The sequence below is a fragment of the Candidatus Borkfalkia ceftriaxoniphila genome (genome assembly GCF_004134775.1).
Taxonomy (GTDB): Bacteria; Bacillota; Clostridia; order Christensenellales; family Borkfalkiaceae; genus Borkfalkia; species Borkfalkia ceftriaxoniphila.
Genome location: NZ_SDOZ01000002.1, coordinates 890677 through 902682 on the forward strand (window position 1 = coordinate 890677; position 12006 = coordinate 902682).

Genomic DNA, 12006 nt, shown 5'->3' on the forward strand with positions numbered 1-12006 from the left:
TCTTCATATAATTTCTATATCTACTCTCACAGTGTAATTCAACATAAAGTAACGCGATAGTTGATAATTATCATTATTATCTCTGTTAAATCGATAATGTAAAGTATATCTCCCCTTCTGAATCGGCAATGATAATGCTTGACTGCCTTTCATAACGCCTACCGATACGTTGCTTCGCCATCTTAATTCTTCATTTTTTGGAAATAACGGAGTTCCGAATCTTTCACCGTTTTTCAACGAAATTGCGTTAAATATTTTCGGTTCGCCATCATACTCAAAGGAATAGGTTCTATCTGCAATATCACCCTTCCCTATCTCATTCATATCGTCGTCCACCAGAATAATTTCATACACATCTTCTTTTTCGGTTTTACAGCCGACAAACATATTTATTGTACTGAACGCAAATATTACAACCAAAATAATTATCGTAATTTTTTTCATATTTTCCTCCTTAAACTAAGTTTTAATAATTTAATTTTACATTATTATTCCCTCCTTGTAAAGTACTCCTGTAATATATACTTGATATCTTAACTGAAGTTTCCAATAAAATGAATTTTAATTCTCAAACTTGTTTGAAATACTACCAAAGCGATGTCCATAATGCCCCGTGGCTTGTTTAATACAAGAATAATATTTCAAACATTCCCAAGGGGGGCATAAGGCTCCCTTTTTTTATGTCCCTGAACACACTAAATCGCGGGTAAAGTCCGAGTTAAGGTAGGTATGTGACGATGGGACGCGTGCTTGTCTTGATACAAGTACGGCGGCTACGCTGACGAGGCGGCAGAGCCGCCTCGTCACCCGCTCGCTGCGCTCGCGGGCGCCGAAGACAAGCACACGTCCCCGCAGCACAACCGAAATCAATACGAAAATACGAAGCGCGCCGGGCGGGGCGTTTGCGCTAAACCGCTTGCAAATGCCCCGCGCATTCCGTGCGCGCGCTTTTCGTTTTTACGACGTATTTTTTATCTTGCCTTGTTCTTTTAGCGCCTCTTGTCCTTGTCTTGTGTTTCGCCTCAATTCGCTTTCGGCATTTTTGCGATCGTTTCCTTGCTCACCTGTCCTATGTACTCTCCCTCGTCCCAACAGCCGAAATCGTCGAACAATAGCAATTTCTGATCTTCCATACCTACCGTGCATACGATATCCTCGTCCATTATATCCGTTATAAAATACTGCGGCATGCCTTTGGAATATACGATCTTTTCTTCGCTCTTTTCCATATACTTCATAATATATGCCAGCGCTTCCCCAACGCGGGCGTTATCCTCTATCTTTTCAAAATCATTCCGTCCGAACTTCTCCAAAAAATAAGTATTCTGATTCGTCGTCTGCCGACGGTGATTTTTAAAATTATAATCCTTTACCTGTATAAAATATCCCGGCATCATTCCTTGCGGTATATCGAATACGCCGTGGAAATGCAGACGTTTTTTTTCGGGAGATCGTTCCCATACCCCGATATACTTCCAACCCTTGCGGCTGCTCAGCAAACTCAGACAATTCCGCATCTTCTTTCGGAAACTGTACTCCGTATGCTTTTTATCGTCGAACGTAAAAGTGACAAAATAATCGAAATTTTGCAAATTCGCTTTCCGCGTCATTCGGATGCGGCGGGCGATCAGATTCTTTCTCTTACGTTCAAAATTCAATTCTACAAACAACCGAGCCTCTTCGTCGCTTTTGAAATACGCACGCATACCCGCATAAACAGCCTGACGTCTCCGACTTTTCGGCTCAAACAGATGTTTCTTATACAACGCCTCGAACAACTCTTTGCGCGGCGGAGAAACCTCCGTTTGCCCCTTTGCCGCCGTTTCTGACTTCGGCTTGGGAACTGCCTCGGTACTCTTTTCAACTACTTGCGCCTTGTTTTCGGCGTCAAACATATTCATCTGTACGCCGCCGTCAAACGGTGTAGTTTCCTCTTCCAACTCTTCCATCACGGGAACCTGCCGCTTTATTTTTACGCCTTTTTTCAAGCGTTTTTTCCGCGGCGTGTGCGGGATCGCTATATAGTGGCTCCCGTCGGAATATACTTTTGCCTTCGAATACGGCATTAAAATTATCTCCTTCATCGTTTTTTGTATGCCTATAAAGCCCAGAGGCAACCCTCTCGGCTTTATAGGCTTTTTTTATGCGCCGTTGTCCTTATACAGCGCGTTCATAAAATAACTGTTCTGACTTTTCAATTCCTCTACGCTCGCTTTTTCCGTCGCATACTCGATATAATCCATCAATCCGACCTTGCTTTTCTTTGCCATGTCATTAAAATAATCACTGAAACAATCCGTTGAAAACCTGTTCGCATAAATCTTTGCGTTCATTAAATAATACTTTTTATTCTCTGTCTTTCCGTCCATCGTGCCGCGCTCTTTCTCTATCTTCAATATGCAATACCCGTAACGGTTATAAACCCGCGCATTCCTTCTCCAAAGCCATGCCGTTACGCTTTTGAGGACGTGTACCAAAAGCGTGTTGTCGCCCCTGCGGAAACGGAAATCCTCGTACAGCCGCATAAATCGCCCAAACGCCCATTCAGATATCATTTCCTCTATCGAATACAGCGGCAGCGTAAGCCTCTGTTCTCCGGATGAAATAATATGTAACACCTCGCTCAAATCCCTTGCGTCCGCGCCCCAACTTTCCGGCCGTTGTTCGTCCGTGAATACCTTGATGAACGGGAAATGATCCACCGTTGCGCTATGCCTGCACATTTTCAGCCAGGCGTTGAACAGATCGTTTTTCTGGTTCGCCCCGTCCGTGCCTTTCTTCACTTCTTTCAGTTCCAGATTATTCCCGCGTTCCTTGCCGATCTCCGTTATATTTACTATCCCGAACTCGAAACTGCCCGCTTTCGGATTGTTTTCCATAACTTTCTTGCCCAGCCTCAACACGTCGAAATCCAATATGTGGGAATGCCTGTCCGTTTCCCTGTTCTGTTCGGGAAAGAAGTCCATAATCCATAGCGGGAAATTGCCGGTATCTATAAAGGCGTTGTCCGTACGTATGGAATAATTAGATATAATGAGACTGCTCTGGATCACATATATAAAATAAGCCTGCGCATACGTTTCCAATACGTCAAACAAACCGCTCGTTTTCAGTCCGTCGTTGTATTCGTAACCGTATCTGTCGGCGTCGTACCCGTAGAGTTGACGTTCCGCATTCCCATGGCTTTCAAACCTTTGCTGCTTTAACCTTATCCAGTCTTTTATAGAGGCAAGATTGTACACCGTGCCGTGTTCCATGCACTTTTGCAGTTCTTTTTCAAAGCATATCCACGGGAAATGCGGGAATTTCAAATCGTTGTCCTGCAAAATTTTCAAGGCTTTCTGGCGGAACATGACCTCTTGTGAGAGCGCCATATCTGTGATAAGCGTCGTTTTCTTTTTTCCCATCGAGCCGCACGCCATGCTCACGATCGGCAGTTCGTTGATGAAACCGCAGTTACGTGCCTCGAAATGCCGCAGCCTTCGTTTCGCAGTACGTTCCCGCATTTTCCCGAACCCGATCAACGCGGCTATGGCGATGCTCCACCACGGGAAATGTTTGATAATGACTTGCAGATCTATGAGCAGTTTATTGACCTGTATATAGACCGTTACAATATCGAAGGACACGACAAACCACAGATAATAGGCTATAAACTCCGTGACTATGGTTACAAGGTTCAGATGCAACGCCCATGCCGCCAGCCAGCAACCCAACACCGCTCTGTGTTCACGGATAAACTCTCGGAAAGAAACGACCGTCCTCTTCACGGGCTGGTATGCGTACTTTGTTACTGTTTTAAATACTTTGAGCGGAACGGTATCCCTGCCGTGCTTTCGGTTGCCTTTTTGATACAGTTTTCGTATCATAAACACGAACGCTGCAATGCACGGCAAAGCGAGCATGAGTACCTTTGCCGCCGTTCCCAAAAACGCGGCGACTGATTTCCCCCAACCCGCGAAAGTCTCCGCATTCAACAACAAAGAAAAATAATTCGCCGCGCCTTCTTTGAACTCTCCGAAATTCTTAGGCAAGACCGTCCCCCACGAAAACACTTCCGAATATCCGTTGACCGTAGCCGTGATACTGTGTTGTATTCTGAACAACTCGCAGAAATAATACGCTGCGGAATTACCCAAATCGCGCAGGCTTTCCCATAACCGCAGATATGAGTCCGAAAACACAAATACGCCGAGCAGCACCATGACTGCGGATATGGCGGCTGTAATGATGATATTCCTACGCATCGGCTTGTCCTCCTGTATAGATCAGATAACTGATAATCAATACGGTTATTATAATGATAACGACCGCCAATATCCTTTTTATCTTCTTTTTCATATTTCCTCCGCTTTCTTATTCATTTTTCCGTTTGTTCTTTTTTTCGTTACGTTTCTTTGCCGACTTACCGATACCCCGGAATACCGACGCGATCCCCTTAAATATGATCTGTATGAGCCATACGACGATTTTTAAGATCCAATACAGCACAGGTAATGCTATAAGCAATCCTATCGCCAACAATACATATTTCAGCCAATCGGGAAGATTATTCCCCATATCCCCCGGCGGCGTCAGACCATTGATGATATCTATAGGATCGGATACTGCGGGAATGACCATATACATGCCGTCTTTATGAAACGTAAGGTCTATTATATCGAAATCGAAAAATACGCTCTGCCTTGCGAAATACGCCTGTCCCTTTTTTACCGTGCCCCAAAGATCGCTTTTATAAATATCGACGGGGGCGGCATAATAGTCGCTTGCCGCAAACCGAAACATGACCAAATAACATTCTTCGTCTGTTTTATCCAGCGGATCTACCTTTACCGCGTCAGAATATGCGTCTTTGATCGTTTGTACGTCCTTGATATTGACCAGCAGCCGTTCGGATATTTCCTGATCCGTGCCTTTCAAATCATTCTCTTTGAGCACCTGTATCGGAGAGATCTCCCTGCCCGTTTCCGACGGGATTTTCCCGAATATTGTTTCCCAAAACCCGTACTCGTTCCAATTCTCCCAAAACGACGGATCGCCGTCTTTCCAACTGATCAATTTTTGCAGGTCGGTATCCGCATCGAAATCGTAATAACTGTATCCCTGCTGTATTTTCCCCTGTTCGTTGTCTATCTTACGGCTGTCGTCTATATCGCTTTCGAACAGATCCGCGCTGATGCTCCCGTCCTTTACGGGCAGCCTGCCGCTGTCGTAACTCTTGCCGTACGCTATGATATGATCATACAATAAGTTTCCGTTTACGGTCCCGGCGGTATCCGTTTTATAAGGATCGTACCCGTCAATATCGTCCGTAAGGAATAACAGCGTAAGCCTGTCGCAGATCTCTTCTATCCTTGAACTGACTGCCAGGTTCCAGCCCCATTTCGCTGATTCATACGTTTCGATGCCCCATGATGAGATCGTTTTCATTTCGTTTGCGAGCGCGTAACCGATATCGTCGTTCAATACAGGCTCGTTCATTGAGATCTCGCCCTTTTTGCTCTCCACGGTCTTACCGAGATATTGTTGTACCGCGTTATAAAACTCAGCGTTGCTCGTCACTACAAATTCCTTCGTCTTGTACTCCCACCATTCCGCTTTTATTCTCTGCAATTCACCGTATGTATCGAACAATCTCTTGGGAACGGCAAAATACACCGTGTCGAGTTGATTTTGGTAGTTCTTCCCCTTGCCCGAGGATGCCGTACGGTAATAGGTATGTTGTACCTTTAATTGCACGGCTTCGGCGTTGCCCGCGGCGTCGCACTGAAAGGGAAACTTGCTGTCGCCGTAGCCTTCCGCGTAACCGCTGAACTGAAAATACTTGTTTACCCAATACTCCTGCGCAGTGGTTTTATCACTGTTGTTTTCATATAATTCTATCCCGGATATATGATAATACCTGCTGCCCGTTGCCGCTTCACGCTCGCGTTCGGCATTGAATATCGTTTTATTCTCGTCCTTGATACGAAACTTTAAGAATCTGTTTTCGTATGCGCCCGTACTTGCATTACAAAATATCAGAGGAAATTTCGCATAGTCTTTTACAGTTCCCGGGTTCCCCTCTTCGTTTTCAAAATAAAAATCAGACGATATCTCGATTTTATTCTGCGTGGATATTGCCGCAAACTCAACCAAGGCAGGATTATATACGTACACGTACAGCGCATAATTCCCGTTTCCGTTTTCGTATTGCGAATAGCAATATTCCGCAAAGGTAATTACCTGCACGGTTCCGAACGGATTGCGCGGATAATCGTTTACATTGAACGGTTTACCCTCCACGGTGGAACTGCCCAAATCGTCCAATACGTCCGTTTTATCGTAATTTAAGGCTCGGTCTGTTTCTGCTTTTACATGCAGGGCAGGCCAAAGCCCGCCACGAATCATCGTCATACACAATACGGCTGAAACGAATATTGCAGATAACCGGATCAAATTATTCTTTATCTTTTTCCGCATCTTATCACCTCTCAAAACAGGATTTGTGGAGGATCGAGCGTGATCGTCAAATCCGCAAAGTTAAACCATAACTCCGCCTTGCTTTTCCCGGCAATGACCGCGATCATGAAATAACATAGTTCGTCCTGCAATTCGTTTTGCAATTCGATCTCTCCGCCATACTTCCTTTCGATCGCCTGTTTCACGGTATACCCTTTCGGAAACGTCAGCGTAAATCCCTCCGCTTTCTTCTTCAGACCGAATACTGCTGTATAATCGTTGCTTTCCTCTTCCGTACCGAAAAACTGCTGTGCCGTACCGTTGAGGAAAAAACCGAAATTATTCGCACTGTTCGACGTGATTTTGACGGAATAATTGACTTCGCCGCCCGTCAAGGACTTTACGGAAAACGTATGCGCCTTCTCCGTGCGTAAAAACAAACTGCCGCCGTCGCCGTTCGCAAGATACCGTGCGCCGTTATGCTCTACATAGAACGTAACGCCTTGGCTGCGCATCGCAAAAAAACTGATTGCCGCGATCGCGCCGAGTACCGACAGTATTACGATCAGGTACGTTACGATCTTTCCTATTGTCTTGCCCATTGCTTGCCTCCTTTCCCTTGCGGGAGAAAGAGAGCGGAAATCTTCCCGCCCTCTGTTTCTGCTCAGAATAAGATAGCGCTGTCGCTCATGCCCATTCCTTCCACGCGGATATTTAAACCGTCCGGCAGTACTTTGATTTGATAAACGTCGGTTTTGGAACCGTACGTGCCTACCGTTTTCACTTCGACCTTGAACAACAGATTTCCGGGATCGCCCGGATTCCCTGTCAATGCCATTACAAGCTTATTAAACACGGAAGGATTTTCAGATACCGGTCCGCTCATAGCGTCTTTAAATACGCGGTCAAAAAACGTCTTATCAAACGCGGGCATTCCCGCTGTGATATTTTCTTCATCCCATGTCAGAATCGCACCGATCGTGTTCCCGATACCAGACGCGCTCTCCGAAAAAGATATCTTTACCGTAGTCTTATAATCGTCCTTGATCGTATAAACAGAAGCTGAATAATCAAATTTCCAAGTTTCGGCGGCTTGTCCGCTCTTCGTAAGATCGAACATTTTTGTTATCCCGTCCGTGAGTACAGTCGAGCCGAACGTTGCTTTTACACTCGATAGTTTCTGCGTGTAATCCACAAGGCAGTTTGCCGATACGTCCGCATTATCGCGGCTCGTTGCCGTCACTTTGATCTGTTCCCCGAAGCTTTTGATACACGCCACGTTCGCGGTCAAAGCTCCGTCAGCCGTAGGCGTTACGGTCACATAATCGGTCACTGTCTTACCCGTCGCCCATTCGCTCGAGGCATTCACAAACACGATCGTCCAATCCACCGCCTTATTCGTCGCGTTATCGGGCGTGATCGTCGCCGTCAGCGAATATGCCGTTTCCGCCATTGTCGAAATACCGTATTCGCCGTAATCTGATTGCGGGATCTTCATGCTCTTGATCGTCATACCGTTCTTTTCTCCTTCCGTAATGACCGCGCCGCCCGCTTCCTGCTCAGGCGGTACTTCCTCCGGTTTCAATAGCATGATCCATGCTCCGATAAGCCCCGCAAGCAACACGATGATGAGAATAAAAGATATTGCCCACTTCACTTTATCCGAGCGCTTATGCTCATAAAGTTCGTATTCTTCAAATTCGTTGTACATTTTTCCTTGTTTCCTCCTTTTTCTATTTGTAAAAACGGCGGCTTGCTTTTTTGTTACAAACCGCCGCGATTGTTTTATGCCGACTTTTTATTGAGCAGCATATTCAAGAGCGTCTTGTCCGACGCGCGGAACGGCTTGACCGCACATTCATATTCCGTGCCGTCCTCGTCCTGCGTATGGACTGCATAAGTATTCCCCTTGATGACTTTGCCCGTGTTCTCGTCCGTGATTTCATAGGGCTTGAGTACCAATTCCGCCTCCATCTCCGCGCCGAATACGATATCCAGTACCTTATATCCGCCGTTGTCGGGCGGCACGATCAGTACTCGCGCATCTTTACCGCGGACCGTTCCTTTAATGAAATACGAATAATACGTCTTTTCGTTCTTCTCGTACGTTTCGCGTTCTACTTTGATCTGCTTTTCCATTATGCTGCTTTGCCTCCTTTATTTTTTCTTTTCTTATCGATAATAGGTTTAATCTCCTTCCAGGATTTATGAGACAGTTCACCTGCCTCTGCTTTTGAGAAGCCTGCATCCAGCGCCTGTTTATACTTAAAATCCCCGGCGTTATCGTTTTGCGAAAGAAGATATCCCGAACGCAAGCCCTTTTCATACTCGGTCAGTTCCTGCCCTTCCTTCTCGCCGCGCTGGTGGACTTTCGCTTTACGCTCTTCCGCATATCCCTTCGCACGGATACGCGGTCTGAACCACCGCCCGTCGCGCCGGTATTTATTCGTGCCCGATTCCGCAGGCGCGTTGTCTTGTGCTTTTGCCATTTGTTTACCTCCGTTTTTGAATTATAAATTTGCCCGTATCGCCGTTAGCAAAGCCAAATTAAAATTATGTAATTGTATTTATGGTTTCGGTTGCGGCTCCTTTCGGCGTTTTGCCGTGTACGCAACGGGAAAACGGATCCTTTTTCTCCCGTTGTTCGTACTTTTTCGTCTGTCCGCAATCCGTTTTACCCTCGGTTAGTCTATATATTTGCGCGTGTGCATCGTGGCAGGCAAACGCTTGCCGTCGAGATTCCTGCGCTTGCGGCCGAGTGCTTCATAATCCGCATCTCTTTTACGTGTCCGCCTGTAATACACGTCGCGGCTCACCGTCTCCGGATCTTCCATACCGTCATAAACGATCGATATACGCTGTACGACTATGTAATCCTGTGTGCGGTATACATTGTCCGCCTTCCTTAAAAACTCAGGTGTTTGTTGTTTCATAACTGTCTCCTTTTTTATCTTTTTATTTCTCCCTGCAAAAATCGCAGTAGTTTCCTGTGTTGGCGGTATATATAATCCGGCGAAAAGTTCATGTCTTGCGCCAACGCTTCTTGCGTCCGGTTCCCCACATATAATCCGATATATAAGGCATATAACTTCACCGGTGCTTTCTGAACCGCTGCGTTATATCGATTGACTGTCTTGATAATTTCATTTTCGCCAACGTCCTTTGCGGCTTGGTCAAACATTTCTCGGTTCGCATAATAATATCGGACTTCCTTCAATTCTTTACGGATTGTATCCATTGACTCCATATTTCACCTCGATTTTTTATTCGGGATTTTATCCCTCTCACCTAATAGCCACGGCATGAAGGCTTTTTCAACGGGTTTTTCAAAAATTTTTTAAGATTTTTTTCAAGCGCGTCTTTCCTCTTTCAATCCGCTGCGCAATCGCTTGAAAACTTACGCCCTTTTCGGTCGCTAATTCCTGTAAACCTCGGCCTTCGATGCAATGCTCATAAATCGCCCAACGCTGAGACGATGTTAGTTCGCACAGCGCACGATAGAACTGCTCCCGTTCATCTGCGCCAATCAACTGTTGCTCTGTATTCGCCTTGTCATCTACAATGTCGTATCCGTTTTCGATTGACTTGTCCAACGACTGATGCCGCCGCGTTTCTTTCCGCTCGATTTTTGCGGCGGCATTTTCGGCTTGTATAAACTCACGTACAAAATCCTCGTCTTTTTCCGAAAGCCATGCAGCGATTTCATCCTCTACTTCTGCCGAAACCTTGGTTTCTTCGCCGTTTTTGTCCTTGAATGTTACTGTTACGTTTTTCATTTTGAAATCCTCCGATTTTTGATTTTTTCTTAAAATCGCGATCGGGCGGATCTCGCCGTTAAATGAAAAACGCCCGACTGCTTGTCGGGCTAACCTTTTTATGCGTATATAAAAAAACACCGCCGGTAGATAGACTTATCCCATAAAAAGATTAGCCTACCCGCCAGCGGTGTTTCACCGATTGTTGCGCTTTTCAGCACGGATACTTATTCGGGCGATTTATTCTTAAACGGATTTATCGCGGTGGCACTGTTTCAGCCTGACCGTTTACCTCTTTCCCGAACGATATTATTTAGTTTTTTCCCTTATACTGCGTTTATCCGCATCATATACGTTTGCGGTTTGATCTGTTTCGAATAGATTTTCGCTCCGCAACGTTCGCAGATCACGCGCATCGCTCCGTTTTCATCCGTTATGCCCGTCAGTCTTTTCATACAATTCGGACAGTACATTTGTTTTACTTTCCCTGATTCCTTCATTCTCCTATTCTCCCTGACGTATTACAAGACCTTACCGTTGCATAGGGAAACTGCTTGCTCCGGTATGTTTCGATACCTTCCTACCCGGGGCTTCCGTGGTATAGGGAAAATTAGATTTTCTTCGTTATCCTCCCGCCTTTCTTTCCTCCATTATTTTTTATAATACGAACGTATGTTTGTATTTTTTTCTATATTATAACGCTTATTGTTTTATCCGTCAAGCGCTTGAAAAGAAAAATCGAGGATACGATTTTTTTATCGTACCCCGATTTTTTCTGTCAGTTCCGCTTGACAAAACTGCATTTCAAATTACTTAAACGTAGATCCTTAAACGAATACGTTGCATAAAACACCTCTTCCATAAAGTTCCGGTCGTATTTCTGCATCAACAAATGAAGTTCGTATTTTCCGTTACTTTCATGCAATTCATGTTCTATTACCATCGATCCTGCCATTTCTTCTTCCTGTTCTATGACTTCACCGCCGGTTAAGATCATCTCGGAATCGTCAAATAATCGGATCTTTATTTCGTTTGTATCTATAATTACCTCTTTTACCGCTTCATCCCGAAAAAAATAATTTATAGAATATATATCTTCCTCTTGCTTTTGCTTATTGATCGTTAATTCTGATAAGATTTTTAACTCTCTTAAGTTGTTTTGTTCGCAATCCTCAAAAATATCGGGTAAGCTGTCTAAATAATCTAATACAGCCTTTTTTACCTTCGGAGGAGCATACCCCATGACAAACAGCCGTTTATCGGGTATTCGCTGCCGTATTTTTGCAGGCAATTCCTCGTACACCCGCATTCGGTTCATTAGTTCTGCTTTGATATCATTCTCCAACGACCGGCATTTTACATTTGAGTTTTCAGGATCATAGTACATATATAGCGGAAATATATTTTTTGCCGCTAACACCCGCATTTGATTTTCTTGTTTTGGTTTATCCGTCAAATAAGAGGTCGCGTCTGCCCTTATTTCATCCGGCATTTTAGGTACGCTTTCGTCTAATATAGGCAAGACCCTGATCCCGCCCTCCTCTTCGGTCAGCCAATATCGGATGTTCCAGATTTCGTATTGTTTATACCATTCTTTGGTAAAAATCTTCATGATAAGTTTTTCTCCTCCGAACACTCTTTCACCGCGAATATAAATGCTTTCATATCGTCTAACGGGATTTCTTCGTTCAACAATTTGTTGATCGTTTCGACGCTTTCACCGCTGGCAAACGCCAATTCCTCTACGGTCATTTTCTTTTCTTCAAGCAATTCTTTGATCCTGAATGCCATCGCTTTTTCGATCGTCATG

General features: G+C 44.9%; 14 protein-coding genes. All 14 read right to left on the bottom strand.

What is annotated here, in order from left to right; translation table 11 throughout:
• Window positions 1–3: 3 nt before the first annotated feature.
• A complete protein-coding gene (locus ESZ91_RS04195) occupies window positions 4–444 on the bottom strand; it encodes a hypothetical protein (protein ID WP_129224430.1) in 441 nt (146 codons plus the stop codon).
• A gap of 578 nt (window positions 445–1022) precedes the next feature.
• On the bottom strand, window positions 1023–2066 hold the full coding sequence (locus ESZ91_RS04200) for a rolling circle replication-associated protein (RefSeq protein ID WP_129224432.1): 1044 nt from the start codon (window positions 2064–2066) through the stop codon (window positions 1023–1025).
• Window positions 2067–2141: 75 nt separating this feature from the next.
• A complete protein-coding gene (locus ESZ91_RS04205; protein WP_129224434.1) occupies window positions 2142–4247 on the bottom strand; it encodes a hypothetical protein in 2106 nt (701 codons plus the stop codon).
• 109 nt (window positions 4248–4356) lie between these two features.
• The gene (locus ESZ91_RS04210; RefSeq protein ID WP_129224436.1) at window positions 4357–6396 is read right to left on the bottom strand and encodes a hypothetical protein; all 2040 of its coding nucleotides are present in this window, start codon (window positions 6394–6396) and stop codon (window positions 4357–4359) included.
• A 77-nt stretch (window positions 6397–6473) separates the two neighbouring features.
• Window positions 6474–7043 carry a hypothetical protein gene (locus ESZ91_RS04215; RefSeq protein ID WP_129224438.1) on the bottom strand — a complete coding sequence of 190 codons (570 nt, stop codon included), beginning with the start codon at window positions 7041–7043 and terminating at the stop codon, window positions 6474–6476.
• Between the two features lie 62 nt (window positions 7044–7105).
• Window positions 7106–8152 carry a hypothetical protein gene (locus ESZ91_RS04220; RefSeq protein ID WP_129224440.1) on the bottom strand — a complete coding sequence of 349 codons (1047 nt, stop codon included), beginning with the start codon at window positions 8150–8152 and terminating at the stop codon, window positions 7106–7108.
• Window positions 8153–8226: 74 nt separating this feature from the next.
• On the bottom strand, window positions 8227–8580 hold the full coding sequence (locus ESZ91_RS04225; protein ID WP_129224442.1) for a hypothetical protein: 354 nt from the start codon (window positions 8578–8580) through the stop codon (window positions 8227–8229).
• On the bottom strand, window positions 8580–8930 hold the full coding sequence (locus ESZ91_RS04230) for a hypothetical protein (protein ID WP_129224444.1): 351 nt from the start codon (window positions 8928–8930) through the stop codon (window positions 8580–8582). The genes ESZ91_RS04225 and ESZ91_RS04230 overlap by 1 nt, the downstream gene beginning before the upstream one ends.
• Window positions 8931–9125: 195 nt before the next feature.
• Window positions 9126–9374, bottom strand: a complete 249-nt coding sequence (locus ESZ91_RS04235; protein ID WP_129224446.1) for a hypothetical protein — start codon at window positions 9372–9374, stop codon at window positions 9126–9128.
• A gap of 14 nt (window positions 9375–9388) precedes the next feature.
• Window positions 9389–9688 carry a hypothetical protein gene (locus ESZ91_RS04240; protein WP_129224448.1) on the bottom strand — a complete coding sequence of 100 codons (300 nt, stop codon included), beginning with the start codon at window positions 9686–9688 and terminating at the stop codon, window positions 9389–9391.
• Window positions 9689–9767: 79 nt separating this feature from the next.
• Window positions 9768–10217 (bottom strand): RNA polymerase sigma factor, encoded by a 450-nt coding sequence (locus ESZ91_RS04245; protein ID WP_129224450.1) that lies wholly within the window; start codon window positions 10215–10217, stop codon window positions 9768–9770.
• Window positions 10218–10522: 305 nt separating this feature from the next.
• The gene (locus ESZ91_RS11585; RefSeq protein ID WP_154071825.1) at window positions 10523–10696 is read right to left on the bottom strand and encodes a hypothetical protein; all 174 of its coding nucleotides are present in this window, start codon (window positions 10694–10696) and stop codon (window positions 10523–10525) included.
• A gap of 278 nt (window positions 10697–10974) precedes the next feature.
• Window positions 10975–11808: a hypothetical protein gene (locus ESZ91_RS04250; RefSeq protein WP_129224452.1), complete on the bottom strand. Its 834-nt coding sequence runs from the start codon at window positions 11806–11808 to the stop codon at window positions 10975–10977.
• On the bottom strand, window positions 11805–12005 hold the full coding sequence (locus ESZ91_RS04255) for a helix-turn-helix domain-containing protein (protein WP_129224454.1): 201 nt from the start codon (window positions 12003–12005) through the stop codon (window positions 11805–11807). Before ESZ91_RS04255 ends, ESZ91_RS04250 begins: the two co-directional genes overlap by 4 nt.
• Window position 12006: the final 1 nt, after the last annotated feature.

Coding starts and splice junctions, on each gene's coding strand:
- ESZ91_RS04195 (WP_129224430.1), bottom strand. CDS start 444: ATGAAAAAAATTACGATAATTATTTTGGTTGTAATATTTGCGTTCAGT.
- ESZ91_RS04200 (WP_129224432.1), bottom strand. CDS start 2,066: ATGCCGTATTCGAAGGCAAAAGTATATTCCGACGGGAGCCACTATATA.
- ESZ91_RS04205 (WP_129224434.1), bottom strand. CDS start 4,247: ATGCGTAGGAATATCATCATTACAGCCGCCATATCCGCAGTCATGGTG.
- ESZ91_RS04210 (WP_129224436.1), bottom strand. CDS start 6,396: ATGACGATGATTCGTGGCGGGCTTTGGCCTGCCCTGCATGTAAAAGCA.
- ESZ91_RS04215 (WP_129224438.1), bottom strand. CDS start 7,043: ATGGGCAAGACAATAGGAAAGATCGTAACGTACCTGATCGTAATACTG.
- ESZ91_RS04220 (WP_129224440.1), bottom strand. CDS start 8,152: ATGTACAACGAATTTGAAGAATACGAACTTTATGAGCATAAGCGCTCG.
- ESZ91_RS04225 (WP_129224442.1), bottom strand. CDS start 8,580: ATGGAAAAGCAGATCAAAGTAGAACGCGAAACGTACGAGAAGAACGAA.
- ESZ91_RS04230 (WP_129224444.1), bottom strand. CDS start 8,930: ATGGCAAAAGCACAAGACAACGCGCCTGCGGAATCGGGCACGAATAAA.
- ESZ91_RS04235 (WP_129224446.1), bottom strand. CDS start 9,374: ATGAAACAACAAACACCTGAGTTTTTAAGGAAGGCGGACAATGTATAC.
- ESZ91_RS04240 (WP_129224448.1), bottom strand. CDS start 9,688: ATGGAGTCAATGGATACAATCCGTAAAGAATTGAAGGAAGTCCGATAT.
- ESZ91_RS04245 (WP_129224450.1), bottom strand. CDS start 10,217: ATGAAAAACGTAACAGTAACATTCAAGGACAAAAACGGCGAAGAAACC.
- ESZ91_RS11585 (WP_154071825.1), bottom strand. CDS start 10,696: ATGAAGGAATCAGGGAAAGTAAAACAAATGTACTGTCCGAATTGTATG.
- ESZ91_RS04250 (WP_129224452.1), bottom strand. CDS start 11,808: ATGAAGATTTTTACCAAAGAATGGTATAAACAATACGAAATCTGGAAC.
- ESZ91_RS04255 (WP_129224454.1), bottom strand. CDS start 12,005: ATGACGATCGAAAAAGCGATGGCATTCAGGATCAAAGAATTGCTTGAA.